This is a genomic window from Roseibium sp. TrichSKD4 (genome assembly GCF_000148725.1).
GTDB lineage: Bacteria > Pseudomonadota > Alphaproteobacteria > Rhizobiales > Stappiaceae > Roseibium.
In genome coordinates, this window is the sequence record NZ_GL476300.1 from 1 (window position 1) to 24,597 (window position 24,597).

Consider the following 24,597-nt stretch of genomic DNA (forward strand, 5'->3'; position numbering starts at 1 on the left):
TTCCCTCAGGACCAATCCGTTTGCGCCAGCGGGTATGGTTGAGGGACAATGGGGAATCGGTGCTGGAAAAACTCAAAACCGCAGAAAGACTGCCAGTAGGGGTTTTCAACCCAACGCTCAACCGTCTCTTCATCGGAAAGATCGTACATGTGCTTGAGAAAGTGCAGCCCGGCCATCAGACGCGTTGGTTTGGCCGGTCGTCCCAAGGGGCGATAATGCCTGCCGAACTCCGCATCAAATTCATCCCAAGGCATCAGACCAGACAGCCGCACCAACGAATGGTTCATATCGATGATTGCGGCCAGGCGTTCCTTGAACAGATCGCCACACCGTTTGTTGCGTTTTGAAGGTCTCATGAGAATATGCCAGAAAATGCGTGCTTCGGATCAACTAACCGGCATATTCACACATCCAAAACCCAATGGGTATCCATACTCTTCAATCAGTTAAGGGGTTTTTCAGCGCGAACCACTTAGCATCGATTTTCCTTGTCCCCTCCCATCTCCATCCTCGGCCGGAAGCAGGGTTGCATGAGCAACCCACTACTAACGGAGAGAAACATGAAGGAGATAAACTCAGACATTCAAATCTATGTAGCCTGTCTAGCTTCATACAATAACGGCATCTTGCACGGCGGTTGGATTGATGCCTGTCAGACAGCGGATGATATCCGCTATGCGATCCACGACATATTGAAGACCTCACCCATTGAAGGGGCGGAAGAATACGCCATCCATGATCATGAAGGCTTTGAGGGCGTCTGGATACGTGAATATGAAGATATTGATTATATCGCCAAGCTTGCAGCCTTTCTTGAGGAGCATGGAGAGCTAGGCGGTAAACTTGTTGAGTATTTTGGAGACATTGAAACAGCCGAAGAGGCTTTATCAGATCGCTACCACGGTGAATTTAAATCCTTGTCGGAATTTGCCGAAAACCTGACCGAAGAAACAACAGAAGTTCCGGGCAACCTGCGGTTTTATATTGATTATGAAGCCATGGGGCGAGATCTGGCGATCAGCGATGTGATTGCCATCGAAACGGGCTTCGAAGCCGTGCATGTATTCTGGAGCTGCTAAGATGACCCAGCACGAATACACAATCACATGGCATGATGGTGTGCAGGATATAGAGATCCGTATCCTGCATACGCCTTTAAAATGGAACGTGATTTCTCATCTGGAAATCCAATCGATCAAACCCAAGCGCTGCGCCTTGCCGATCACAGGAACGGGTTACTTATCCCATCACTTTGCGCCAGAATCTATTGATTTGGAAGAAACCACCATCACGGAACTGGTGACTAACTGGCTGAATGAAGGTGACCGTCCGGCGAAGGCGCTCTGGCGCGACACCGATGCGGCCTGTTACGCTGCCTGAGCAGCGTAACGCCAGGGCAGAAGTTCGTCGAGGCGTGTGATTTTGTGGTCGGCGACTTGACCGAGGACCCAGGTCAGCCAGGCCTGAGGGTCAACACCGTTGAGCTTGGCCGTTTCGATCAGGGTATAAGCGATAGCCATGGCTTTGCCGCCGCCTTGGGAGCCTGAGAACATCCAATTTTTGCGTCCGATGGCGACGGGTTTAACGGCGCGCTCGGCGGTGTTGTTATCCAATTCCAGATGGCCGAGCTCAAGGTATGGGCGTGCTTTCGGCATTCGGCCCAAGGCATAGCGGATGGCCTGCGCGAGTGGTGACTTTCCCGAGATTTTGGGCAATTGCGTCTGCAACCATTCTTCCAAGGCGTCAAAGATCGGTTTTGCCCTAGCCTGCCGGATGGTAGCGCGGTCTTCGGGGGGCATGCCCCTGATCTCTTTCTCGATAGCGTAAAGCTCAGCAATCCGGCGGATGACTTCTTCGCAATGGCGCTGCCCTGCGAGGAGAAGACATCCACGAACTTGCGTCGTACATGCGCATGCAGCCATCTCATCGGCTTTGTCGTCACCGAACACACCGTTGAACCCGGAATATCCATCCGCATGGACCCAGCCCTTGTATCCCGACAAATGAGCAACGGGATGCTCTCCTTTGCGATCCACCGTGAACTGATACCATGCACAGGGTGGCGATTGGCCAGACCAGGCACGCTCATCCCGCACATAGGTCCAGACCCGCGCCGTTTTGGTCTTCTTGTTGCCGGGGGCCAGCATTTTGATGGGCGTATCGTCGGCAAAAAGCGCAGGTCCTTGCCGCACCATCCGTCCGATGGCATCGGCAAGAGGTTCCAGCAGGGCCGTCGAGCGACCAACCCAGTCGGCCATGGTCGAGCGGTCCAGATCGACGCCTTCACGGGCAAAGATCTGGCTCAGGCGATAGAGGGGTAAATGATCGGCATATTTGCTTACCAGAACATGGGCCAACAATCCCGGTCCGGGCCGCCCACGCTCAATGGGGCGCGATGGCAGCGGCGCTTGCACAATCGCCTCGCACCATGAACAGGCTTTGCGGGGCCGGATGATCCGCTTCACCTTGAAGCGTCCCGGCACGTATTCCAACTCTTCGGTGACATCCTCACCCAGGGTGCGCAAGTTGCCACCACAACGACCGCATTCATCACCGGGAGAGAGCTCCTCGTCTTCCCGATCCAGATGATCCGGCAAGGGCTTGCGGCTGTGTTTGCGCTTCGGCTTTGGATCAACTCCCTCCTGCGACGGGGCGGGCTGTTTTGCCTGGTCTTCAGCGGCCTCAACAATCTCGGCGTCCTCGAGCAGATCGAGATTGAGCTGATCCAGACCCTCAGACTTGGAGCCGAACCGATGCCGATTGGCCCCGTGCAACTGGTGTTGAAGCTGCTCGACCTTGAGGCTCAGAGCCTTGACCTCGTCGGCCAGAAGGCGGTTCACCGCCCTCAATTCGGCGGGGTCCTCCGGGGTGATATCAAGGTCCTTCAGCATCTTCGATCTTATATCAGATCAAGGGCGTAAGTTGAATCCCGAGAGGCGCGCAAACGCCAATATATTGGCCTATCCGACGCTCAGGGGCCGCCATGTTTTTTGCGGCATCCGCCAGTCTATGCCTTCAAGCAACATCGACAATTGCGCGGGCGTCACGCTGACCTTACCGTCCTTCGCAGCAGGCCAAACAAACCGGCCCTTCTCAAGGCGCTTGCTGAACAGGCATGCGCCCTGTCGATCCCACCAGATGATCTTCAGCAGATCACCGCGCCGTCCCCGGAACACAAACAGATGTCCAGAATAGGGTTCAAGCTCCAGAACCTTCTCCGCCTGAGCCGCCAAAGTGTTGAACCCGCGCCGCATGTCCGTCACCCCGGCAGCCAGCCAAACCCGCGCGTTGGACGGCACGGGGATCACGGCATTAGACCTTCAACCAAAGCCAGCACCGTCGGCAGCGCCGTCGTCCCTTCCACCAATACCCGCCGCCCGTCCGACAGCGTGATATCAACCCGCTGAGCCGACAACGGCATATCCGAGGCAAGCGCCGCGATCTGGTGGCCTGGTGCGGCCTGCGGGCCCTCTATCTCCACTGGTAGAAACGCCGCTCCATCAAGGACGCAATCGCTGTCTTCTGGCGCAAACCGCTCATCACGCAGCCAGTTGTGGATCAGGTTCGCATTCATCGCAGAGCGGCGCGCAACCTGCGCAACCGAAACCCCCGGCACTCTGGCCTGCAAACAGATCGACCGCTTCTCGTCATCCGACCAAAACCGCTTCTTGCTGCCCTTCTTCGTACCCAAAATGTGCCTCACAATGTCCATTAACGAAAATGGACATTATCACCCCACTGCGCTCCCCGTCAGAGCGGGAATACCGAACGCTCACGAATGAAGAGGCACAAAAACCCCACTGGCAAAAGCATCTGGAATGCAGCAGGCAATACGCATTGTTTTAATGCCGTCTTGGAATAAATGATCGATCAGGAGCGCGTGACCAAACGCGCTCTTGTTCATCCCGATCTTTTTCAAGGCAGCGCAGTGAAGCCTTGTCAGCATACAGCCTTACCTCTTCACGGTGGCGAGACATCGCTACATAAGACAGATGCGAATCCATTGTTTTAGAGCCCAGCACAAACGCCCGATCTACCGTTGCCCCTTGGGATTTATGGATGGTGATGGCGTAGCCGTGATCAATCTCGCTATAGAGTGAAGGATTAACGCACACACTGCGCGCCAGCCCATCCTCATCATCAAGACGGATCGTAAGCTGCCCCTCATCAATGGCCTCGACAGTGCCAAGCATGCCGTTTTTCACGCCAAGCGTTCGATCATTCTTGGTCAACACAATGCGATCCGTCACAGCAAAGGCGCGCGGGCCGTGGCTGGTGTAAAGCAGCGCCTCGTGACTTAACTCACCAGCAGCTTTTTTCATCTGACGGATGGTCTGATTGATCGCATGAACATCCTTGCGGCGATGCGCAAGCGCTAGCCGTGAAGCCTCATCCCCATAAAGTTCCTGATCGGTCAAATACCCTTCGGCCAGCTTAGCAATGGCTTCATTGGGTTCACGGGTTTGAATGATGCACCCGTTTTCACGGTAGGCGGACAAGGCTTCTTTGTTTTTGCCATCTGCAAATAGGCGTGTGGCCTGTCGCTGCCACTCAAACCATTGACGGCGCACTTCTGTCAGCTTGGCTGTATCAACGCTGCCAGCAATATCCTTAAACGGCGTACCTGCCTGAATAGGCTGAAGCTGTTCAGGATCACCAACCAGCACAATCTTTGCGCCAGAGCGGGCAGCTTCATGAACAAATTTCGCGAGTTGCTTTGCGCCAATCATCCCAGCCTCATCAATGACGAGGACGGTGTTCTTATCCAAGCGCTCATACCCGCTTGCCCAGCTATGTTCTAACGAGGCTAGTGTTCGGCTCGTAATCCCTGATGAGCTTTTCAGCCCATCAGCAGCCTTGCCAGAGAGCGCCGCACCTATAACGCGATAGCCTTGTTTCCCCCAGGCTGATTTAGCGCTTTTAAGCATCGTGCTTTTACCCGCGCCAGCCAGACCAACAACGGAAGATAGCTGCTTGCCACTCAAGACGTGTTTAACCGCAGCCTCTTGTTCGGCGCTTAAACTGGCTCCATAGGCATCAGCCAGATGCGCGTTTTCATCGGCGATGGCTTTTTGAATAATGGCGCTATCAACATGATGACTGGAACGACCTTCCAACTCATGGACACTGCCCATGAGATCACGCTTGCAGGCTTGAAACTCAGCGCTTGTGTAGCGCGCTTCAGTCCCGCGCCCAGAGAACTTGACCAGATCACTACATTGAAGGGCGCGCTCTAACGCGCCATGCAACTCCATCGGATTGTCGATAAAGTCCGCCAGCCCGCGTAAAATATCAGAGCGCGTAAATTCCTCTTTTTTATCGGCAATGAGAGGGATGATATGCGCAGGATCGTGTCTGACCTTTTCTTTGTTTGAAAGCCGCTCTTCATCAAGCGGAACAACCAAAGGCTGATCAGGATCGGCAAAAACAGATTGCTCAAACGCTTCTTTGAGCCGCAACCCTCGCGCTTCCTCAACGCTTGGAAGACTTTGCAGATCCCCAAGGCGATCCCGAACGATTTTTGTTTTTTCACCGACCCAGCGTGCAACGGAATAAACTTCGCCATTGCCATCAACGGCGACAAAGCCGCGTCTATCGCCACGAGCAAGAGTGAATCCATGTTCTCTCAATGCGCTCGCAAAGGCTGCGCGGCTATCAGAAGCCTCCCAGCACTGACGAAATATCTGTTTGATCGCCTTAGGATCTTTATTGATCCGTTTGGCTTGCAGGGCTTCGATATTGGAATAGTTGAGCGGATCGCGCTGATCAGCATCTCTAAAGCCATCAGGCATATCCCAGCCATGCTCGATGTATAGATCACGGGCGAGACTTGTCAGCTTGCGCTTGAAGTGCGGCAGATTGATTGCCTTCATTTTGGCGACATCAATCCTCGACCACACGCAATGCGCATGACGGCGGCCTTTCTTCTCATGAAACACGATAGCGCGGGGCTGCCCCTCCAACCCAAACGTCTCTTCGATACGGGTAATGGCCGTTTCAAAGACGCTGTTCGGCACATCTTCTGTTTGTGGTGGGCTGAGACTGACAGAGAAGAAGAACTGGCGGCAGCGTGTGCCTTTAGAGATCGCTTCGGCTTCCTGCAACGCGCCAAGCAGGTCAGTCGATAAAAATCCACTCACCTCATGCACCTCAACATGATCATTGTCATGCATGTTGAGAAGATGCTCTGCCAGCCGAATAGCGCCCCCGCGCTGCGCCCCTTCTAAAATCATGGGGCATCATCCCATTCATCCAGACGCTTCGTGCCAAGCGCTTTTAATAGCTCCGTGCGCAATACGCAGACATGCGCGTAAGCCTCATTGATTTTATCAATAATGTCCTGATCGACAGCCAACGTGCCGCTATTGGCATGGAATGCGAGCTGATTGAGATTGTTGGCGATGCGTGAGCTGCCCAGCATCCCCAGCACTTGCGTCAGTGCCTTCTGATCAGTGACAGGCTCAGGGCGGCGGCGTTTCTTACGCTTTGTCTCCTGATCATCAAACAGGCACTTGCGAATATAGGCGCTCATGGACGAGCCCTTCGCCCAGTCTTCAAGTAAGGCGCGCTCATTACTGGATAAGCGCAGTGTCACCGGAGATGCAGCCGCGTGAGACTTCTTCTCAGGCAGAGCCGTATGGTCGGAAAATTCTGATTTTAGGGCAACTAGGTGTTTCATCTTGACGGCCCCTGCATTTGTGGGGCGCGACGACGAACAGGCTTGCGAGATGGCGTTTTTAGGATCGCATCAACGTCGATGTTTTCTGCTTTGAGATGGCTTTCCCAATCCTCCAATTGGTCGAAGAGAGTGTTCCACTTCACACTCTCTGCCTGCACCATTTTCTTCCAATGAAATCTATATACTGCAGGTCGGGTTCGGATTGGTACTGCGGACACCTCTTTAGGATGAGGCCAACAAGACATGTCCTCCGTCAGCGCTTAATGGACAAATTGGTTTGATTTCGTAAGGGAGTGATTTTGGCTCATCATTGCTAACTCAGGAGCAAATGATAAGACGAAAGAAGGATCGAGTGACCGACGATGCGGATCGGATCGTAAAAGACATCAAACGCCAGACCCGCCGTCGGTTTTCCGCTGAAGAGAAGATCCGCATAGTGGTTTCTGGTCTTCGAGGCGAAGACAGCATTGCAGAACTTTGCCGCCAGGAAGGTATCGCCCAGAGCCAGTATTATTCCTGGTCCAAGGACTTCATGGAAGCGGGCAAGAAACGGCTTGCTGGGGACGCAGCTCGTGAAGCCAGTTCTGATGAAGTAAAGTCTCTTCGCAAAGAGACGAGGGACTTGAAGGAAGTGGTTGCAGAACAGGCTCTGGAACTTCGCCTTCTCAAAAAAAGCATGATCGGGGATGGGGTCGACGACGAATGAGATATCCCGCCTCCGAGAAACTTGAAATCATTCGACTGGTGGAGCAGTCCCATCTTCCAGTCAGACAGACGCTGGATCGGCTGGGTATTCCAAGGTCAACCTTCTACGTCTGGTATGACAAATATCAAACCGGTGGCATAGATGCCTTGCAGGACACGGCCCCCATGCCTGCACGGGTCTGGAACCGGATCCCCGATGATATCCGCCAACAGGTCATTGATCTGGCCCTGGAAGAACCGGAACTCTCACCTCGGGAGCTGGCTGTCCAGTTTACGGACACAAAGCAGTACTTCGTGTCTGAGGCCAGTGTTTACCGGTTGCTGAAAGCCCATGACCTCATCACCAGTCCGGCCTTTATCGTGGTCAAGGCAGCTGACGAGTTCAAGAACAAGACCACAGCGCCCAATGAGCTGTGGCAGACAGACTTCACCTATCTGAAGGTTATTGGCTGGGGTTGGTTTTACCTGTCAACAATCCTTGATGATTACAGCCGCTATGTCATCGCGTGGAAGCTGTGTACGACGATGTTGGCCAGTGATGTCACGGATACGTTGGAACTGGCCTTACAGGCTTCAGGCTGTAATCAGGCCAGTGTCCGCCACCGGCCAAGACTGTTGTCGGACAATGGGTCAAGTTACTTCGCCGGTGAGCTGGCCGACTGGCTCGACGACAAAGGCATGGACCATGTGCGTGGAGCCCCATACCACCCCCAAACGCAGGGCAAGATCGAAAGATGGCATCAGACCTTGAAAAACCGGATCCTTCTGGAGAACTACTTCCTGCCCGGTGACCTCAAAGCCCAAATAAGCAAGTTCATCAGCCACTACAATCATCACCGATATCACGAGAGCTTGAAGAACCTCACACCCGCTGACGTCTACTTCGGGCGCGGCGAACAAATCCTGCGCAAACGAGAAAGGATCAAACAAAGCACCATCGAACAACGCCGCTTGCAACACCGCAAACAGGCCGCCTAATATCGACAAACAGATGAGCCAGATACTCCCTTAAACAAAACTCATATCTGTCCAAAAATCCCTGACGATGGACAATTTCGTGTGGTGCCATTTCCAAAAATGCATAAGCACCTTGAGGACCTTGAGCTAACCGCCTTATGGTCGGCTCGATCAAAACTTGATTTCCCGCCCGCCAAGAGCGCGCATTTTAGCAAGAGGTTTTCCCATGAAGGTCAATGGTCAGCACTATCGCTCCCTTTGGTGGGATGATGCCAAGGGTGCCCTGCAGATCATCGATCAGCGCTGGCTGCCGCATGATTTTCTCGTAGAGCAAGTGGATACGATGGCGGCCTTCGCCGCTGCCATTGTGGAAATGCGCGTCCGCGGTGCGCCACTCATCGGGGCCACAGCGGCTTACGGCATGGCATTGGCGGCCCGGCTTGACCCCTCGGATGCTCATTTGGCTCAAGCATGGGTTGCCCTGAACAAGACGCGCCCAACAGCGATCAACCTGCGCTGGGCGCTGAACCGGTGCCGCGATCATCTGCTTCCACTTCCCGAAGCCCAACGCGCTGACGCAGCGCTTCAGCTGGCTCATGCCATTGCCGATGAAGATGTAGAGATCAACCGCAATATCGGCCTGAACGGCCTGAAACTCTTGCGCGATATTGCTGCCAGAAAGCCAGCTGGTGAACCGGTGCGGATCCTGACCCATTGCAATGCCGGTTGGATCGCCACCGTCGACTGGGGCACCGCGACCAGCCCGATGTATCATGCTCATGATGAAGGCCTGCCAATCCATGTGTGGGTGGATGAAACCCGCCCGCGCAATCAGGGGGCGCTGACGGCTTGGGAACTGGGCAGCCACGGCATTGCGCACACCTACATCACCGACAATGCGGGCGGCCATCTCATGCAGCGTGGTCAGGTGGATATCGTGATTACCGGCACGGATCGCACGACGCGCCGGGGCGATGTCTGCAACAAGATCGGCACTTATTTGAAAGCGCTGGCTGCGCGCGACAACAACATCCCCTTCTATGTTGCCCTGCCCTCACCCACAATTGACTGGACCGTCGATGACGGTGTTGCTGAAATCCCGATTGAGGCACGCAATGCGCGGGAAGTAACCCATATCATGGGCCGAGAAGACAATGGCACCATTAGCACGGTTCAAGTCACACCAGATGAGACGCCCGGCGGAAACCCGGCCTTTGATGTAACGCCCAATCGGTTGGTAACCGGGCTCATTACCGAGCGCGGTATCTGTGATGCATCACCGGAAGGTCTCGTGGGCCTCTTTCCGGAATTTGCCAGCAAATAGGCACCATTTCCCAGAACAAAAAACCCGCCATTTCCGGCGGGTTTTCAATATTGACAACCGCTGCTCACGTTATCCCAAGACAACCACCTTCGCCCCGGTGTTCACGCGTTCATAGAGATCGATGATATCTTGATGCCACATGCGGATGCAGCCGCTTGAGGCGTTGGTTCCGATGCTGTTCGGCGCATTGGTGCTGTGAATCCGGTAGAGCGTATCCTTGTTGCCCTGCCAGAGATAAAGACCACGCACACCAATCGGGTTGGAGGGGCCTCCGGGTTGGCCGTCTTTCCATTTCGCAAGGCGCGGCTCTCGCTCGATCATTTCTTTCGGCGGGAACCACTTCGGCCATTTGCGCTTGTACTTGATGACCGCCTCACCGTTCCAGGCAAAGCCAGCACGCCCAACCCCGATCCCGTATCGGATTGCACGACCACCGGGTTCGACGAGATAGAGAAACTTGCGCTTGGGGTCGACGACAATGGTGCCCACTTCATACCACGTCGGATAAAAAACGCTCTGACGCAGGAATTTAGGATCAAACTTTTGATACTGAATCGCAGGGAGCGAAAAACCGCCATCGCGCATCGGCGCATAAGCAGTGGCGTAGTCCGGTGTGCCATCATCGAGCGGTGTTAACCCGGCTTGAATGGTGGCGCCCTTTTGGCTCTGACAGGCTGCCAAAACCAGTGGCAGTCCCAAAAAAATGAATCCGCGGCGGCTCAAATTTGAAGCCATAAGCATACTCCCCAACCGTTGTCGCAGTTTGCTCCTCGCCAGCTCCAAGCCCTAGGCGACAAATGCTAACAAACGACGGCCAAAAATAAGTGGACCGACTAAAGACATGCCCTGCGGCTATAGCAACCGAATTATGGTTAATGATGCCATAAAGGAAATTTTACGATGCCGCTGCGGCCAAAAGAACACAGGTTCTCAGGGCGCGTCACACACATAATTCCTGCGCTTTGACATCTTGCCAATACCCGGATTGAAGGAGTTGGTCGGGTCGCAGCAACGATAATGCTCCGCCAAATCCGGCTTTGCCGGATAGAGATGGCCAACATTGTGTTCGGCTGGATACTCCGCACCTCGTTGATCCAGAATTTTCAGCATCTCTGCCTTTAGCGCCTTTGGATCAACGCCCTTTTTCACGATGTAGTCCTGATGAAGGACATGGCACATGAAGTGGCCATAATAGAGTTTGGAGACCAGCTGATCCTCGATTTCCTGTGGCAGCTGCTCATACCAGTCGCGGTCGTTGCGGCGCAGCGCAATATCGAGAGCCAGAATATCCTCCACCTCGTTCTTGTGAATGGCCATATATCGAACCGCCGCTCCGGCAGCGGCAAAGCGATGCAGCCCTGCGATCTTGGCTTCTCGATCCGTGCATTCAAAAAAGTCACCATCGCGGCCCGCAAAATGCGTTTTCAGAAAGCCGGACGCTTCCTCAATGCCCTCATCCCGCATTTTGAGGATCAAGTGGTGACGGTATTTGTCTCGAAACGCCCGCATGCGCTTTGGCAAGATATTCGGAGTTATACGCGAGAAAAGCTGCATGACCTGATCGGTCAGGTTGGACAGGAACGGAACATTGCGCAGGTAGGAATCCACGGCTCCCTTCAGCGCAAAGAAGGTGGGCAGGCGATCCGTCCCCAGCCAATCGATCATCATGACCGTGTCTTTGCCGTAGCGATCGGTAATGTCGAAAACTTCGCGCTCCATGTATTCGGCTGAAACGGGCAGCGTCTCGAAATTCGCCAGAATGTGGCGACGCAATTCAGTCAGGTACGCTTCGCTGTTCGTGCCGAGATAAAAGGTCTTTTGGGCGGCGGGTTTTTCATAAGTATCCAGCCGGACGGCAAACACGCCCAACTTGCCAGCGCAGCCGGACGCTTCAAACAGGCGACTTTTGTCCGCATTGAACCGCGCCGGGGTTTCCGCATCCACATCACGCACTTGACCGGCGTAATCGGTCGCGGAGGCCTTGCGATTTGTTTCTGGTGCAGACTGATCGAAATCGCCCTTCTCGAGGCGGTTTAAAATCTCTTCCGGTGTTTCTCCCAGATCAATGCCGAGATGATTGACCAGCTTCAGCGTTCCGTCGGCCTGTTTTTGCGCAAAAAGGGCAAGTTCAGTGTAAGACGGCCCGCGCTCCACCAGAGATCCGCCGGAATTGTTGCACACGCCGCCGATGATAGAGGCCCCGATGCAGGACGACCCAATTACCGAATGCGGCTCGCGCCCCATGGAGCCAAGCAGCTTTTCCAGTCCGAACAACGTTGCGCCGGGGAAGGCAAGAACCTGCTTGCCGCCGTCCAAAGGAACAATCGTGTCCATACGCCGTGTGTTGATGAGAACAACACCGCGATCATACGTGCCGGACGGTGTTGAGCCCTCTGTTAGCCCGGTGTTGGCCGCCTGCATGATCACGATCTTGTCTGCATCCACACAGGCCTCCAGAACCTTCCACTGTTCCAAAAGCGAGCCCGGCTGCACGACACACAAAGCGTCTCCCTCGCCTGAGCGGAACCCTCGCCGAAACCGCTCCGTCGCCCGAGCGCCCGTCAGGACGTGGCGGTTTCCCACAATTTCCTTGAGGCGGCTGATGAGTTCTGGATCAGACAGTAGGGATTGCTCTGTGACGACAGACATGATGAAGGCACCAAATTCGTTTCAGTAAATCACCGAGGTTTCTAGCCAAATTTGGCTAAGGTGTACCCGGTAGTACTACCTAACCGGACCAAAAGTCGCAAAGGCTGAACTCACGAAAGGCGCGCCAGCTCGGCTTCAACGGACTTGGCGACGGCCAGAAGTTTGTGATCCTGCCCACCGGGAGCCACCAGCATGGCGCTCAGGGTCAATGCACCGTTTTTGTACGGCAGCGCGATAGAGCATGCGTCCGTTACATTGGCCAAAGACGGGTTGCGCAAAGCCAAAAGATTCAGCCGGTTGAAATTGGCGTCATCTTCAAGGTCGCTCAACTTGGGTGGCAAGATCGGTGTTGTTGGCAAAATAAGGAGATCATCACCGACCTCTGTAGCAAAGTCCGCAATCAGTTTCTGACGGCGGTTGAGAGTCTGTCGGTATTCAATAGCCGAAATTTCTTCGGCCTTGCCCATACGCGCATGCACCCGTTGATCCATATCCGCACCTGAGTTCTGGAAATGGGTTTCATAGTGCGCTCGGGATTCAACAGAGGTCATATGCCATGGCGGCACCTGATTGTAGAGATCCGCGCAAGATGTCAAATCCCGCTCCACTACATCAAACCCAGCTTTACGGAGATGGCTCACAACGGCCTTAAAACCTTCCGCAATGGCTTGGTCCACTTCGGTGAAGCCGAAGTTGCGCGGAACAACAAGCCGAGCCTTTTGAGCCGGAGCCGAACTTGTTTCTTGCCCGGACATGACCTGCCAAGCCAGTTCGCAGGCAGAGACCGTGCGTGCCATCGGGCCAAAACTGTCAAGACTGTCAGACAAGGGATTGCCGCCTTCGAGCGAGACTGAGGCCTGCGAAGGCTTGAAGCCGGTTATGCCGCAAAAGGCCGCCGGAATGCGCAAGGAGCCGCCGGTGTCGCTGCCGATGGCGATATCCGCCAGTCCAAGGGCAACAGACACTGCCCCACCGCTTGTGGACCCACCCGGCGCACAGCCCGGATAGATCGGGTTTTGCGGCGTTCCGTAGTGAGGGTTGAGGCCAAGCCCGGAATACGCAAACTCCGACATGTTGGTGAGACCAACAAACACGGCTCCGGCTTCATCCAGACGTACGACCGAGGGAGCATCTTGGCTTGCGGGCGGATCGATTTGCAGAACCTTGGCAGCGGACGTGGTGGTCTCACCCTTTAGATCAAACAGCGCCTTGACACTGACCAGCGCCCCGGCCAAAGGTGATTTCGCTCCACCTGCCTTTTTCGCTTGCTCTCTGGCCCGATCCGGCAGGAGCTTCGTGAAGACTGACTGTGCCTTTGGCTCGTCCGCCAGTTTAAAAGCCTGTTCGAGACGGGTTTCAGCAGTATCAGCAGACCAATGTGTCGTGTTCATAGCCGTCATGTCTCGCTTTCCCATTGAACTGAATTTGTAATCATTATGTCAAATATGCCAAGTAACGGGGAATGCGCTGCACGCACAAGGGCATGAACTATCCATGCCAAGCCTCCCACCACGACAGCTTTTCTTCAGGACATTTGATGACACAGATTGCCCGCTCCGACATTCAATCCTCAATCCTTGATGCCGTGGACAAGGGCTTTGAAAAACAGATTGCTTTTCTACAGGAAATCGTCCGAGCCCCTTCCCTGCGCGGGAATGAAGCCGAAGCCCAAGGTTTGGTGTCTTCTGCACTTCGTGACCGCGGCTATGAGGTTTCCGAGTTCGAGATCGATACGGATCAAATCGGCCAACATCCGGCGTATTCGCCGACCACCGTTGATCACTCCGGCATCTTCAATGTGGTAGGCAGCAAAACTCCTGAAACCGCAAATGATCGCTCACTTGCATTGAACTCCCACATCGATGTGGTTCCAACTGCAGATCCGTCCTTGTGGCAACACGCCCCCTTTTCTGGACACAGAGATGGGGATTGGCTTTATGGTCGCGGCGCAGGAGATATGAAAGCAGGCCTGAGTGCCAACATTTTCGCTTTGGACGCAATTGCCGCTGCTGGCTTGAAATTGACGGCTCCCGTGCAAATTCAGTCGGTGCTCGATGAAGAAGTGACAGGAAATGGCGCTGCTGAAATGATCCGCAGAGGGCAAGTCGAGGACGCCATCCTGATCCCGGAGCCAACCGATGAGCAGCTGGTTTCAGCCAATTCCGGCGTTGTCAAATTCCGGATTTCCGTTGAAGGGGTTCCCGCCCACCCGCGCGACCCGGAGAGTGGCCTTAGCGCCATTGATGCGGCGATCCAGATCATTTCTGGACTCAAACAACTTGAAACCGAATGGAACAATGAAAAACATGCGCACTCCGGTTTTGAAGATTTAAGCAACCCGGCAAGCTTGAATATCGGGACCATTTCGGGCGGCGAGTGGCCTGCCTCCGTCCCCTGCGCTTGCGTCTTTGAAGGGCGGATCGGCTTTTATCCCGGAGACGATACCAAAGCCCGAGCCAAGGCTTTCGAAACTCATCTGAAAGCACTTTGCGACGCATACCCACGCCTGAAACGGGCAAACCCGAAGCTGGAATGGGTTGGTGTCATGCAATCCGGTTATCGGCTAGGGTCAGGACTCATAACCAGAAGATGATTGTTGCTGCGAGATAGATTGCGGATCGGAATGTATGAGCGCATCGGTCATAGCGCGTAGCGATGCGCCGCCAGTCTTTCAGCTTGGCAAACAGGTTTTCGACTTTGTATCGGGTTTTGTACGTGGTCTTGCAGTATTCGATTGTTTCTTTTCGATTTTTCTTCGGCGGAATACAGGGTGCAATCTTTTGTTCCGCTAACATCTCGCGGATTTTGTTGCTGTCGTATCCACGATCCCCAATCAGGGTTTCGGCCTTGGGCAGGTCTTTGAGCAAAACATCTGCGCCTTTGAAGTCGCTTCGTTGGCCTTCCGTCAGGTGTAGGCGCACAGGTCGCCCAAGATTGTCACACACGGCGTGTAGCTTTGTATTCAAGCCGCCTTTTGTGCGCCCAATCAGCCTCGGCTCGTCGCCCCCTTTTTTAGGCTGGAAGCTGTGCGGTGGGCTTTCAGGTGCGTGGCGTCAATCATTAGGATATTTCCCGACTCGTCCTGCGTCTTGGCCAGTTCTTCGAAGATGCGCTCGAACACACCATTTTCCGACCATCGCTTAAACCGGTTATAGAGCGTCTTGTGCGGCCCGTAATCAGGGGGTGCATCGACCCATTGCAGCCCGTTCTTGATGACATAGATTATCCCGCTCAGAACCTTGCAGTCATCGGCACGGTCAACCCCACGGGGCTTTGGAAAGAACGGTGCAATCTGTTCAACCTGCTCTTGAGTAAGCCAAAATAGATGTGACATGGGCACCCCTCCTCGTTACCATGAATCACAGTAGTGAGCCGAGAGGAACCCTCTTTATCGAACGGCCGCGATGCGGGACAAAGCACCATTTCGCTGCGATCGCACCGATGGAAGCTCTGGTGCAAATCATTACACACGCCAAGACATGTGACCCGGACCAGTTTCAGTCAAGCGGTGGGGGGCGCATCCGGACCGGGCTGGATTTAACGATTGCCGTCTGAGTAGACGCATGCGTCGAGAAGTCTTCCAGTAGCCCATCAAGTTCTGAGATGTCTTTGAGGAGCATCCTCGCAACAAACGCGTCTTCGCCGGTGACTTTGTCGCACTGAACGATGCGATCTGACATGATGATCTTTTCAGCCAGCAGATAAACCTTTCCGGGAAAAGGCTTGAATCGTACTATCGCTTCGAGGGTGTAGCCAAGTTCTATCGGCGACAGCTCTACACCAAACCCTGTAATTACGCCCGTGTCTTCGAGCCGTTTGATGCGATCACGAACAGTAGGTGCAGACACATCAGTCAATGATGCAAGCTCACGCCAGCTCAGCCTCGCGTTGCGGCTCAGCTCTTGAAGGAGTGTTCGGTCCAGTTGATCAAGTATGATTTTCATTACGACAGCCCACTAGCCTTTTTGCTTTCGATTTGGCCAAACTGTTATCGTTTTGCCTCCGGAAGGCAAAGCACTTCGACTATGACGGTGTATAAAATCCGGTTTGGCGCTTCAACTATGGTGCGCAAGGCAGAGGATTTGAGGCATGGCTTGGGCAATATGGCTTTCATACGCGACGATATCAGTGGCCAACATCGTAACACCGGGGCCTGCGAACTTGAACACGCTCAGACGGGCATTGCAGCTTGGTTTTATGCCGGTCCTGCCAACTATCTTTGGTAACGCTTTGGGTCTTGCCGTGGGCGGCATCCTTTGTGCGGGTGGCGTGGCTGCTTTCGTCGTGACGTCAGACGTGCTTTGGACGGTATTTCAATGGCTCGGGGTCGCTTATTTAGGCGGTTTGGGACTCAAACTGATCATAAAGCGTGACCACATAGCCTTCGGGAAGGGACTGATCCAGCAGGTGCCGCCACGGCTTTTGTTCCGGGAGGCATTCTTGCTTGCGGTCACAAACCCCAAAGCCTTGTTGTTCTATCTTGCACTTTTCCCGCAAGTTCTAGACCCATCCCAGCCGCTTTGGTCTCAATCAACTATGCTAGTATTGACCTACTGCGGGCTGTCCATTCTATCGCTTAGTACCTACGCACTGCTGGCAGAAAAAATTCGCGGGCGTTTTCTAACGCAAGCACGTTATGACGTTTTCCGGGTCTGTTCCGGGCTTGTATTGATAGGCTTCGCCTTAAACTTGGCCTCGTAACATCACAAAGTGGTCATTGATGTTTTGTGCAGCATCCGTGACTATGGGCTCATCGTCGACACTTGTCTCTCACCCCATTTTATGGGTCCTGACCCTAGATGAAACATCGACTGCCGGTACCATTCTACAGGATGCTCATTGCGCGGTCTCGGGCGGATCGCTCCGACGATATGTGATGGCCTGTTATCTGGATGGAGCCCTCTTCGCCAATCATGCGAACCGTCCAGCATTGACCTACGGACCACTTGCCGAAAATATCCACGGCATTGATGAGCGGGTCAGTTTGTCGTCTCTCAAACGGGTCACTCAGACGATCGCCCTATTTGCCGCGAACTGGTGCGGGGTTGAATCGGCCTGAGATGGAGACAAATAGTCGGACCGCCGCGCTGGCTACTGCTTTGCCACCGTAATGTCATGTCACAACCCTATGGTCTTCCGCCGAAACCATGTGGTAGATGCGTTACCAACCTTATAGCGGTGCGTGTTTGCACCTTTGAAACTTGAAAATTCAGGAATTTTGAAATGCGCGTTGCAATGATTGGAACCGGATATGTTGGCCTTGTATCCGGGGCCTGTTTCGCTGATTTCGGTCACACGGTTACGTGTATCGACAAGGCGAAGGACAAAATCGACGCGCTGAACGCCGGTGAAATTCCGATCTATGAGCCGGGTCTTCAACAACTTGTTGCGAAAAATGTCGATGAAGACAGGCTTTATTTCACGACCGAAGCTGAAGAAGCCGTTCGCAATGCTGATGCGGTCTTCATCGCAGTGGGAACGCCAACGCGGCGCGGCGACGGTCATGCAGACCTTACATACGTCTACCAAGCGGCCGAAGAGATCGCGCATCTGATTGAAGGCTTTACGGTCATCGTCACCAAATCGACGGTTCCCGTGGGAACAGGTGACGAAGTGGAAGCCATCATTGCCAAGGCAAATCCGCAAGCCAATTTCGCCGTTGTTTCCAACCCGGAATTTTTGCGAGAAGGGGCTGCGATCAACGACTTCAAGCGCCCGGATCGGGTTGTCGTTGGCACGGAGAATGAAGAAGCGGTGAAGGTGATGCGCGAACTCTACCGTCCGCTCTACCTCAATGAAACACCGATTCTTGTCACAAAACGTCGGACATCCGAGCTTATCAAATATGCAGCCAATGCGTTTCTGGCGGTGAAGATCACTTTCATCAACGAGATTGCCGATCTTTGCGAAAAGGTTGGGGGCAATGTTCAGGAAGTCTCGCGTGGGATCGGCCTCGACAATCGTATTGGCGGGAAATTCCTACATGCAGGTCCCGGATATGGTGGATCGTGCTTCCCAAAGGACACATTGGCGCTTTCCAAAATCGGCGCTGATGCCGACGTTGATCTCAAGATCGTCAACTCAGTCATCGAAGTGAACAATCGGCGGAAGTCCAAAATGGCCGACAAGGTCATTGAGTTCATGGGCGGTGACGTGTCTGGCAAGACGATCGCTCTGCTTGGTTTGGCATTCAAGCCCAACACCGATGATATGCGGGACGCGCCTTCCATCGACATTGTCGCCCGCCTGCAGGAGGCTGGTGCAAGCATTCGCGCGTTTGACCCAGCCAGCATGAAGGAAGCCGAGCATGCGATGACGAATGTGCTCTTCTGCGATGGCCCTTATCACGCCATCGAAAATGCTGATGCGGTTGTCATCGTCACCGAGTGGGACCAGTTTCGGGCTCTCGACCTCGACAGGGTTCACAACCTGTTGAAAACCCCGAAGGTCATCGACCTCCGCAATATCTACGATACCGATTATATGTCTGAGCGTGGATTCACCTATACCAGCGTTGGGCGCGCCTACTGAGGTACGCTTAGGCCACTGATGCCGCTTCGTAAGCTTTAACAATATTTTAGATAGAGCAGCCCACCCCCAATATTTACCTTGGGGTGGGGCTTGATAAATGTACAATTTTTAATACACAAGCGAGCCAACTTCGCCTATTAACCCTTTGTAAACTATTCATTCGCACTGCCGATCAGTGCCGGTGTATAACATTCAAAGACACAACCGGACGCGGGCACACTCAGAAACATGTCAGACGACTATTTGACATATGAAAAGAAAGTTCCTGACCACAAACCAAGTGGCCTGTTCATCGAACTGTGGGCACCAGCTCCAGGTTCAGCAGACGTATTTTCCGGCACTTCATTTGGGAGCGGAAGCAACCTTCCCTCCAAGACCGGGAACAGGATTAAACGCGCGATCGACATCTCTGGCGCAATTGCAGGCTTGGCTCTGTTGGCACCGTTACTTCTCGGGATCGCCCTGCTGATCAGAGTGACCAGCCGAGGCCCCGCATTGTTCGTCCAGAAACGTTACGGGTTAGACAGGCAGCTGTTCCAGATTTACAAATTCCGCTCGATGTATCTGGAGACATGCGACCCCAGTGGACGCCAACAGACCATTGCGGGGGACACGCGTGTAACTCCTATTGGGCGTTTTCTACGCCGCACCAATTTTGATGAACTGCCACAGCTTCTGAATGTCCTCAAAGGAGATATGTCACTTGTAGGCCCGCGGCCTCATGTGCCGGGAATGCTGGCCGCCGGCGTTCCTTACGAAGACTTTGATTCCCGCTACATGCTGAGGCACAATGTGCGCCCGGGCATCACCGGACTGGCACAAGTCAAAGGTTGGCGTGGCGAAACCAAAGAATGGCGAGCCGCCAAAATGCGCCTTGAGTACGACCTGGAATACGTTAGGAACCACAGCGTTTCGGTCGATCTGAAAATCTTGGCGAAAACCATAGCAACCGAGTTTTTTGGCGGAACCGGCAAGTGATTTTCAGATTTCGGTGTCAACTCGCCTTCAACAAACGCGCCATCCGCTCAACTGATAATTCATAACCCTGCGTCCCAAAGCCCGCAATCACCCCTTCAGCACGTGCGGACACGTATGAGTGATGACGAAAGGTCTCACGCGCATGAATGTTTGAGATGTGCACCTCAAGGACTGGTCCTTCAAACATATTCAATGCATCCAGGATAGCGACCGAGGTATGCGAGTAGGCAGCAGGATTAATAATGATCCCGGCGGCCTCCTGACGGGCCCGATGGATTGTATCGATTATTTCATGCTCTGCGTTGCTCTGGAAAAAGTGCACGACCAGACCATGATCGGACGCCAGAGAAGTGCATTTGTTTTCAACGTCAGCAAGTGTTTCCGCGCCGTAGATCTCAGGCTGCCGCAAGCCAAGCAGGTTCAAATTTGGTCCGTTGATTACGAAAACTGTGTTGCCCATGGCCGGCCTGTTCTTCCTTGTTTGTATTCCAGTGCGTTAGATGCTGTTATACCTGCTTCCACCATAAAGCATTGATTTTTTTTGGCCTAAAATTACCACTCCCGCTTCGGAAAGCGATCACTCTTTTAGGTAATCTTAACCATAATCCTTAATCTTTCGGGTCAGCCAATAAAGTCTGAAGGATGGCATTGAAGATGGTCACAGTGCGTAAATCTCTCACGAGCCTAGATGAGTTTCTGGCGGCTATCGACGGGTATGAGCATCTGGACAGTCAGGTTCTGATCGCATTCCTTCTGGAACACTACACACTAGACTTGGATCTGATACCGGAATTCGTTGCCAAACTTACGCAACTGACCTCTGCTACTCCGGTCCTTGCAGAGCACCAAAGCATTGCAGCCTGATACGGTTCTCTTTTTCAGGTGAATTGAAAAGCGTTAGCCAGCTGGCGCTTCGGATTTTTTCTCATCAGGATTACCGCCTGGACCGCCTTGCCAGATTTTCTGACGATTGCGGATCTCACGCGGAGCGGGACCGAAATACGTGCCGGTCTTGATGAAATCTCTCGGCTGCAGGATCACGCTCGAAACCCGTTGATAAAGCGCCTTGGCCGAGATCGGCTTTGAGAGAAGCTCATGCACGCCAAGCCGCCGCGCTTCCACGATCCGGCTTCTCTCGGTGTGAGCGGTCACCATAATAATCGGAATATACGCAAACGGATTATTGGGGCTGCGGATCATGCGCACCATGTCGGCCCCGTCCAGAATTGGCATGACCCAATCCAGGATAAGAATATCGGGATTTGCGCGGTCCATCGCCTCAAGACCGGATGCACCATCTTCTGCCTCAACTATTCGGCGTGCGCCAAATCCCTGAAGCATCGTACGAATGATCGTACGCATGTATGCACTGTCTTCCACCAACAAAAATGTCAGCGAGGCCAAGTCCAAGCTCACAAATCCCTCCTTGTTTCTTCTAATTAGTGACATAGAATTCTGAAGAGAGGGTTAGAATTTAGAGACAACTTGATTGTTACTTTTACGTATTATTCCAGTTATACTTCACCACCCAAGCAGTCAATGAATACACAGACCACCTAAATTTGCCGCATTAGTAAACCATCAAAGATGAAACAAACAGCAAATCGTCGCCACGCCATTTTTAACAATGACCGAGCGGCGGCCTTGCCCGGTTATAATGAGCATCTTCTTTATTGAGACGTGTCGATGGACTTCACTCAGCGCAGAATTGCAAACTCGCTGTTACATTCAGAAACGAATTTTTGACCGCTCTAATGACATAATTTTTGCCTACAGGTCGTCGTCCTGCAAAATACGCCACTTTGCCCCTTCAAGGTCATCATATTGACCGGACTTCAGCGACCACAAAAACGCGACCAGACCCAAAAGGCCGAGCAGCAGGGCGATGGGGATGAGATAAAGCAAGACTTCCATATTGAACTACCCAAGTAGCGGCCCTTACGGCCTGTCATCCTATATTAATAGCAGAGTTAGATGCTTTACCCCAGCGCAACCGCAAGGCGTTGGCCGTGACGGCAACTGACGACAGGGACATTGCGACAGCTGCTACCAGAGGTGTCACAAATCCCGCGACAGCAATTGGCACAGAAATCACGTTGTAAATCGCAGAGATCCAGAGATTTTGCTCAATGGCCCGCCGAGCCCGGATGGAAATATCAAGCGCATCCGCCACCGGCGCCAGATTGTCGCTCAAAAACACTGCATCTGCAGCTGCCTGACTCAGGTGGACCGCTGTTACCGGTGACAGGGACACATAGGCACCAGCCAAAGCCGGCGCATCGTTGAGTCCGTCCCCAACCATCAACACTTTCCGTCCCTGATCTTTCAACTCCTGCAACCGAGCTATCTTGTCCGCTGGCTTGGCTTCACCCTTCCAGGTTGCGACTCCGAGTTCATCTGCTACGGCTGTAACCGCGCCAACCTGATCGCCGGACAGTATTTCGAGGTCGTACCCGAGAGACTTCAGAGTGCTGATCACGCGCTGGGCATCTGGGCGCAGTTGCTGGCGAAGCGGCAGAAGCCGAATATCGTCTCCATACCGAACCCCAAGCAGTGATGCACCGGGATATCTGGCCAACACCTCCTCGCGTTGCTCGCAGCTCGCGCCGCAGAAAGAAGCGCTGCCCAAGCGCAGAACCTTGCCGTCTACACTTGTTTCAATGCCGGAGCCCGAAACCTCCGTCACACCATCGAGCGGCACCAAGGCATTGGTCGCCTTGACCATGGCTTGCGACAAGGGATGACGGCTTGAAAGCGCCAGACGCCCCGCCAAAACCAAGGTCGGGTCCTTTAAGGAAAGCTCGGTGCAGAACGCAGCTTCGGCAGAGGTTAGTGTGCCGGTCTTGTCAAACACAATCGTATCGGCATCCGAAAACCGCTCAATGGCATCGCCCGCGTTCAAGAGAATACCAGAGCGGAACAACTGGCCTGATGCGACCACCTGAACAGCAGGTACGGCTAGCCCGAGAGCACAAGGACAGGTAATGATCAAAACCGAGATCGCGATGACCAAGGACGGCTGCCAGCCAAGCCCCAACAGCGTCCAGCCGATGAATGTGACTGCCGCGGCGGTGTGAACCAAGGGGGCATACATTTGGGCGGCCCGATCGGCGATACGCACATAAAGGGACTTTGCTTGCGCGGCTGTTTCCAGCAAGCGATTGACTTCATCAAGCAGGGTCGCGCCGCTTTCCGCCGACACACGGACCTTGAGCGGACCATCCCCATTGACAGTTCCGGCATAGACCTGCTCCCCGGCCCGGACCGGTAAAAGTACACTTTCCCCCGTAACAAGGCTTTGATCGATTTCGGATTGCCCGTCTTCCACGAGACCGTCAACCGGCACGCGGTCACCAGCGGCCACCAACACTAGGTCACCGGTCACGATCTTTGATAGCGGAACCTCGCGGACAAGACCATCTTCTCCTATCCGTGCCGCGACTTCCGCCTTCAGGGCTGCGATGTTTTCGGCAAGGGAGCGGGTTTTACCTCGCATGCTGTGATCGAGATAACGCCCCACCAACAGGAAAAACAGCAGCATGACCGCTGATTCAGAATAGGCGTGCGGGTGATGCTGGAGCGTTTGAACGACAGAAAGTGCTACGGCAAGACTGACGCCGATCGTAATCGGCACATCCATATTCAGTCGGCCCGCCCGAATAGCGCGAAACGCGCTATAGGCGAATGGACGTCCGGCATAGACGACGGTGGGCAAGGCGATTAGCGCCGATACCCAATGAAAGAGGTCGCGCGTAATAGGTGTAATATCGGTCGCGTTGCCGGACCATACAGACACAGACAACAGCATGATGTTCATGCTGGCAAAACCGGACACCGCCATAGCACGGAGCAACTGCTTGCCGGTCTTGTCTTGCGTTTCGCGAGCACTTGCCGGGTCAAACGGATGGGCTTTGTATCCCAAACGGTCCAACTCATCGACAATATCATCAGCGCCGGTTGCCGTTTGATCCCAATCGACAGCCAGACGGTGCGATGTCAGATTGACCCGTGCATTCCGGATGCCCGGCAAGCGAGACAAGCCGCGCTCTATTTCGCCCATACAGGCGGCGCAGGTAATCCCTTCAACGGCCAGGTCCATATGGGAACTGCCGTCCTCAGCCGGTGTGATAAACGCATCCCAATCGCGCATGTGCACCGTCATAACACGCCCTACTTTGCCAGATAAACGCGGTTTTGCGACCGGAATACACGCTCAGAACCTGAATTGCCTTCCAATGTGAGGGTCCAATTCCCAGCCTCCAGATCAGAAACATTGCCGACATAGGAGCCCGCACCGGCTTCCGTCAATGCGACAACCTTGTCGAGGGTTTCCGTCGCCGGTCTTTGCAAGTTTGCGCTAAACGCGAGGCCTGAAATTGCCCGGCCATTTTTATCCAGCGCCGTCACGGTGACTTCGGCCGTTCCGTCGGTAGCTCGTGTCACATGCGTGGCGACATCCCAACCAAGCGCTGCTTGCGCCTTGGCGGCGGCAATGTCCTCGTTATAGGCTTGGCCCGCCTTATAGGAACTTTCCACGGCAACGCCCGGAAAGGTGCCCAGGGCGTAATAGAGAAACACACCATTTGCAGCGAAGATGACGCCGAAAAAGGCCAGAATGTAAGCAAGAACCCTTTTACCAGTCAGCGGCTTAGGGGCGTTTCCGACTGAATGTGTCATCGTCATTTCAAACTCCTGGCAAATAAACTGGCCACTGGTTGGCCCTGATTTGCATCGTGAAATTTTTCTCATTGGGGAGCGGGTTGCCCCGCTCCCC

The 24,597-nt window shown here is 54.0% G+C and carries 26 protein-coding genes and 1 pseudogene; 11 read left to right on the plus strand and 16 right to left on the minus strand.

Annotated elements, in window-relative coordinates; all coding sequences use genetic code 11:
• Window positions 1-356, minus strand: a pseudogene (locus tag TRICHSKD4_RS00005) (transposase); the annotation flags it as partial.
• A gap of 204 nt (window positions 357-560) precedes the next feature.
• Here TRICHSKD4_RS00005 and TRICHSKD4_RS00010 point away from each other — a divergent pair.
• Together TRICHSKD4_RS00010 and TRICHSKD4_RS00015 are read left to right on the plus strand one after the other, a co-directional pair.
• Complete coding sequence (locus TRICHSKD4_RS00010; RefSeq protein WP_009465498.1) at window positions 561-1,079, plus strand: antirestriction protein ArdA; 519 nt, start codon at window positions 561-563, stop codon at window positions 1,077-1,079.
• A gap of 1 nt (window position 1,080) precedes the next feature.
• Window positions 1,081-1,380, plus strand: coding sequence for a hypothetical protein (locus tag TRICHSKD4_RS00015; protein ID WP_009465499.1), 300 nt, complete (start codon window positions 1,081-1,083; stop codon window positions 1,378-1,380).
• Here the strand turns inward: TRICHSKD4_RS00015 and TRICHSKD4_RS00020 are convergent.
• From TRICHSKD4_RS00020 to TRICHSKD4_RS00030, 3 genes are all read right to left on the minus strand, one after another.
• Complete coding sequence (locus TRICHSKD4_RS00020; protein ID WP_009465500.1) at window positions 1,368-2,891, minus strand: IS66 family transposase; 1,524 nt, start codon at window positions 2,889-2,891, stop codon at window positions 1,368-1,370. The genes TRICHSKD4_RS00015 and TRICHSKD4_RS00020 overlap by 13 nt on opposite strands.
• 69 nt (window positions 2,892-2,960) lie before the next feature.
• On the minus strand, window positions 2,961-3,308 hold the full coding sequence (gene tnpB / locus TRICHSKD4_RS00025) for an IS66 family insertion sequence element accessory protein TnpB (protein WP_009465501.1): 348 nt from the start codon (window positions 3,306-3,308) through the stop codon (window positions 2,961-2,963).
• Window positions 3,305-3,574: a hypothetical protein gene (locus TRICHSKD4_RS00030; RefSeq protein WP_009465502.1), complete on the minus strand. Its 270-nt coding sequence runs from the start codon at window positions 3,572-3,574 to the stop codon at window positions 3,305-3,307. Before TRICHSKD4_RS00030 ends, tnpB begins: the two co-directional genes overlap by 4 nt.
• Here TRICHSKD4_RS00030 and TRICHSKD4_RS32120 point away from each other — a divergent pair.
• A complete protein-coding gene (locus TRICHSKD4_RS32120) occupies window positions 3,552-3,782 on the plus strand; it encodes a hypothetical protein (RefSeq protein ID WP_009465503.1) in 231 nt (76 codons plus the stop codon). The genes TRICHSKD4_RS00030 and TRICHSKD4_RS32120 overlap by 23 nt on opposite strands.
• A 60-nt stretch (window positions 3,783-3,842) precedes the next feature.
• Here the strand turns inward: TRICHSKD4_RS32120 and TRICHSKD4_RS27790 are convergent, their stop codons facing one another.
• Window positions 3,843-6,233, minus strand: a complete 2,391-nt coding sequence (locus TRICHSKD4_RS27790; RefSeq protein ID WP_009465504.1) for an AAA family ATPase — start codon at window positions 6,231-6,233, stop codon at window positions 3,843-3,845.
• Window positions 6,230-6,679, minus strand: a complete 450-nt coding sequence (locus TRICHSKD4_RS00040) for a hypothetical protein (protein WP_009465505.1) — start codon at window positions 6,677-6,679, stop codon at window positions 6,230-6,232. The genes TRICHSKD4_RS27790 and TRICHSKD4_RS00040 overlap by 4 nt, the downstream gene beginning before the upstream one ends.
• Window positions 6,680-7,007: 328 nt before the next feature.
• Between TRICHSKD4_RS00040 and TRICHSKD4_RS00050 the strand changes: the two genes are divergently transcribed.
• Together TRICHSKD4_RS00050 and mtnA are read left to right on the plus strand one after the other, a co-directional pair.
• Window positions 7,008-8,362 (plus strand): IS3 family transposase gene (locus TRICHSKD4_RS00050; RefSeq protein WP_085979592.1). Its coding sequence is split into 2 segments (ribosomal slippage): window positions 7,008-7,347 and window positions 7,347-8,362, totalling 1,356 coding nucleotides; the frame shifts between segments, so codons are not numbered across the junction.
• 205 nt (window positions 8,363-8,567) lie between these two features.
• Window positions 8,568-9,665 carry an S-methyl-5-thioribose-1-phosphate isomerase gene (gene mtnA, locus TRICHSKD4_RS00055; RefSeq protein WP_009465509.1) on the plus strand — a complete coding sequence of 366 codons (1,098 nt, stop codon included), beginning with the start codon at window positions 8,568-8,570 and terminating at the stop codon, window positions 9,663-9,665.
• A gap of 69 nt (window positions 9,666-9,734) precedes the next feature.
• Here the strand turns inward: mtnA and TRICHSKD4_RS00060 are convergent, their stop codons facing one another.
• From TRICHSKD4_RS00060 to TRICHSKD4_RS00070, 3 genes are all read right to left on the minus strand, one after another.
• The gene (locus TRICHSKD4_RS00060) at window positions 9,735-10,400 is read right to left on the minus strand and encodes a L,D-transpeptidase (protein ID WP_009465510.1); all 666 of its coding nucleotides are present in this window, start codon (window positions 10,398-10,400) and stop codon (window positions 9,735-9,737) included.
• Window positions 10,401-10,595: 195 nt separating this feature from the next.
• A complete protein-coding gene (gene dld, locus TRICHSKD4_RS00065) occupies window positions 10,596-12,314 on the minus strand; it encodes a D-lactate dehydrogenase (RefSeq protein ID WP_009465511.1) in 1,719 nt (572 codons plus the stop codon).
• A gap of 110 nt (window positions 12,315-12,424) precedes the next feature.
• A complete protein-coding gene (locus TRICHSKD4_RS00070) occupies window positions 12,425-13,714 on the minus strand; it encodes an amidase family protein (RefSeq protein ID WP_009465512.1) in 1,290 nt (429 codons plus the stop codon).
• A gap of 137 nt (window positions 13,715-13,851) precedes the next feature.
• Between TRICHSKD4_RS00070 and TRICHSKD4_RS00075 the strand changes: the two genes are divergently transcribed.
• Window positions 13,852-14,907: an ArgE/DapE family deacylase gene (locus TRICHSKD4_RS00075; protein WP_139051904.1), complete on the plus strand. Its 1,056-nt coding sequence runs from the start codon at window positions 13,852-13,854 to the stop codon at window positions 14,905-14,907.
• Here TRICHSKD4_RS00075 and TRICHSKD4_RS28770 read toward each other — a convergent pair.
• Both TRICHSKD4_RS28770 and TRICHSKD4_RS00090 read right to left on the minus strand, forming a co-directional pair.
• Window positions 14,891-15,648 (minus strand): IS5 family transposase gene (locus TRICHSKD4_RS28770; RefSeq protein WP_371256643.1). Its coding sequence is split into 2 segments (ribosomal slippage): window positions 14,891-15,307 and window positions 15,310-15,648, totalling 756 coding nucleotides; the frame shifts between segments, so codons are not numbered across the junction. The two genes, TRICHSKD4_RS00075 and TRICHSKD4_RS28770, sit on opposite strands and share 17 nt — an antisense overlap.
• A 163-nt stretch (window positions 15,649-15,811) precedes the next feature.
• Entirely contained in the window at window positions 15,812-16,258 is a 447-nt protein-coding gene (locus tag TRICHSKD4_RS00090; protein ID WP_009465517.1) for an Lrp/AsnC family transcriptional regulator, read from the minus strand.
• 145 nt (window positions 16,259-16,403) lie between these two features.
• On the opposite strand from TRICHSKD4_RS00090, the gene TRICHSKD4_RS00095 reads away from it, so the two are divergent.
• The 4 genes from TRICHSKD4_RS00095 (at window position 16,404) to TRICHSKD4_RS00110 (ending at window position 19,823) form a co-directional block, all read left to right on the plus strand.
• Window positions 16,404-17,015, plus strand: a complete 612-nt coding sequence (locus TRICHSKD4_RS00095; protein ID WP_009465518.1) for a LysE family translocator — start codon at window positions 16,404-16,406, stop codon at window positions 17,013-17,015.
• A 37-nt stretch (window positions 17,016-17,052) separates the two neighbouring features.
• Window positions 17,053-17,373, plus strand: a complete 321-nt coding sequence (locus TRICHSKD4_RS30100) for a hypothetical protein (RefSeq protein ID WP_208992956.1) — start codon at window positions 17,053-17,055, stop codon at window positions 17,371-17,373.
• 164 nt (window positions 17,374-17,537) lie between these two features.
• On the plus strand, window positions 17,538-18,845 hold the full coding sequence (locus TRICHSKD4_RS00105) for a UDP-glucose/GDP-mannose dehydrogenase family protein (RefSeq protein ID WP_009465520.1): 1,308 nt from the start codon (window positions 17,538-17,540) through the stop codon (window positions 18,843-18,845).
• Between the two features lie 228 nt (window positions 18,846-19,073).
• On the plus strand, window positions 19,074-19,823 hold the full coding sequence (locus TRICHSKD4_RS00110) for a sugar transferase (RefSeq protein ID WP_009465521.1): 750 nt from the start codon (window positions 19,074-19,076) through the stop codon (window positions 19,821-19,823).
• A 16-nt stretch (window positions 19,824-19,839) separates the two neighbouring features.
• On the opposite strand, the gene aroQ is transcribed toward TRICHSKD4_RS00110, so the two are convergent.
• Window positions 19,840-20,283 (minus strand): type II 3-dehydroquinate dehydratase, encoded by a 444-nt coding sequence (gene aroQ, locus TRICHSKD4_RS00115; protein ID WP_009465522.1) that lies wholly within the window; start codon window positions 20,281-20,283, stop codon window positions 19,840-19,842.
• Between the two features lie 203 nt (window positions 20,284-20,486).
• Between aroQ and TRICHSKD4_RS00120 the strand changes: the two genes are divergently transcribed.
• On the plus strand, window positions 20,487-20,687 hold the full coding sequence (locus TRICHSKD4_RS00120; RefSeq protein WP_139051906.1) for a hypothetical protein: 201 nt from the start codon (window positions 20,487-20,489) through the stop codon (window positions 20,685-20,687).
• Window positions 20,688-20,720: 33 nt separating this feature from the next.
• On the opposite strand, the gene TRICHSKD4_RS00125 is transcribed toward TRICHSKD4_RS00120, so the two are convergent.
• The 4 genes from TRICHSKD4_RS00125 to TRICHSKD4_RS00140 all read right to left on the minus strand — a co-directional run bounded on the left by TRICHSKD4_RS00125 (window position 20,721) and on the right by TRICHSKD4_RS00140 (window position 24,506).
• Complete coding sequence (locus TRICHSKD4_RS00125; RefSeq protein ID WP_040615865.1) at window positions 20,721-21,239, minus strand: response regulator; 519 nt, start codon at window positions 21,237-21,239, stop codon at window positions 20,721-20,723.
• A gap of 354 nt (window positions 21,240-21,593) precedes the next feature.
• Window positions 21,594-21,737 (minus strand): cbb3-type cytochrome oxidase assembly protein CcoS, encoded by a 144-nt coding sequence (gene ccoS, locus TRICHSKD4_RS00130; protein WP_009465525.1) that lies wholly within the window; start codon window positions 21,735-21,737, stop codon window positions 21,594-21,596.
• A 34-nt stretch (window positions 21,738-21,771) separates the two neighbouring features.
• A complete protein-coding gene (locus TRICHSKD4_RS00135; protein WP_009465526.1) occupies window positions 21,772-23,985 on the minus strand; it encodes a heavy metal translocating P-type ATPase in 2,214 nt (737 codons plus the stop codon).
• 8 nt (window positions 23,986-23,993) lie between these two features.
• Window positions 23,994-24,506 (minus strand): FixH family protein, encoded by a 513-nt coding sequence (locus tag TRICHSKD4_RS00140; RefSeq protein ID WP_009465527.1) that lies wholly within the window; start codon window positions 24,504-24,506, stop codon window positions 23,994-23,996.
• Between the last annotated feature and the right edge of the window lie 91 nt (window positions 24,507-24,597).

What these genes read in the sequence shown, in the direction of transcription:
- TRICHSKD4_RS00010 (WP_009465498.1), top strand. Translation starts at nt 561, where the DNA reads ATGAAGGAGATAAACTCAGACATTCAAATCTATGTAGCCTGTCTAGCT.
- TRICHSKD4_RS00015 (WP_009465499.1), top strand. Translation starts at nt 1,081, where the DNA reads ATGACCCAGCACGAATACACAATCACATGGCATGATGGTGTGCAGGAT.
- TRICHSKD4_RS00020 (WP_009465500.1), bottom strand. Translation starts at nt 2,891, where the DNA reads ATGCTGAAGGACCTTGATATCACCCCGGAGGACCCCGCCGAATTGAGG.
- TRICHSKD4_RS00030 (WP_009465502.1), bottom strand. Translation starts at nt 3,574, where the DNA reads ATGAATGCGAACCTGATCCACAACTGGCTGCGTGATGAGCGGTTTGCG.
- TRICHSKD4_RS27790 (WP_009465504.1), bottom strand. Translation starts at nt 6,233, where the DNA reads ATGATTTTAGAAGGGGCGCAGCGCGGGGGCGCTATTCGGCTGGCAGAG.
- TRICHSKD4_RS00040 (WP_009465505.1), bottom strand. Translation starts at nt 6,679, where the DNA reads ATGAAACACCTAGTTGCCCTAAAATCAGAATTTTCCGACCATACGGCT.
- mtnA (WP_009465509.1), top strand. Translation starts at nt 8,568, where the DNA reads ATGAAGGTCAATGGTCAGCACTATCGCTCCCTTTGGTGGGATGATGCC.
- TRICHSKD4_RS00060 (WP_009465510.1), bottom strand. Translation starts at nt 10,400, where the DNA reads ATGGCTTCAAATTTGAGCCGCCGCGGATTCATTTTTTTGGGACTGCCA.
- dld (WP_009465511.1), bottom strand. Translation starts at nt 12,314, where the DNA reads ATGTCTGTCGTCACAGAGCAATCCCTACTGTCTGATCCAGAACTCATC.
- TRICHSKD4_RS00070 (WP_009465512.1), bottom strand. Translation starts at nt 13,714, where the DNA reads ATGACGGCTATGAACACGACACATTGGTCTGCTGATACTGCTGAAACC.
- TRICHSKD4_RS00075 (WP_139051904.1), top strand. Translation starts at nt 13,852, where the DNA reads ATGACACAGATTGCCCGCTCCGACATTCAATCCTCAATCCTTGATGCC.
- TRICHSKD4_RS00090 (WP_009465517.1), bottom strand. Translation starts at nt 16,258, where the DNA reads ATGAAAATCATACTTGATCAACTGGACCGAACACTCCTTCAAGAGCTG.
- TRICHSKD4_RS00095 (WP_009465518.1), top strand. Translation starts at nt 16,404, where the DNA reads ATGGCTTGGGCAATATGGCTTTCATACGCGACGATATCAGTGGCCAAC.
- TRICHSKD4_RS00105 (WP_009465520.1), top strand. Translation starts at nt 17,538, where the DNA reads ATGCGCGTTGCAATGATTGGAACCGGATATGTTGGCCTTGTATCCGGG.
- TRICHSKD4_RS00110 (WP_009465521.1), top strand. Translation starts at nt 19,074, where the DNA reads ATGTCAGACGACTATTTGACATATGAAAAGAAAGTTCCTGACCACAAA.
- aroQ (WP_009465522.1), bottom strand. Translation starts at nt 20,283, where the DNA reads ATGGGCAACACAGTTTTCGTAATCAACGGACCAAATTTGAACCTGCTT.
- ccoS (WP_009465525.1), bottom strand. Translation starts at nt 21,737, where the DNA reads ATGGAAGTCTTGCTTTATCTCATCCCCATCGCCCTGCTGCTCGGCCTT.
- TRICHSKD4_RS00135 (WP_009465526.1), bottom strand. Translation starts at nt 23,985, where the DNA reads ATGACGGTGCACATGCGCGATTGGGATGCGTTTATCACACCGGCTGAG.
- TRICHSKD4_RS00140 (WP_009465527.1), bottom strand. Translation starts at nt 24,506, where the DNA reads ATGACGATGACACATTCAGTCGGAAACGCCCCTAAGCCGCTGACTGGT.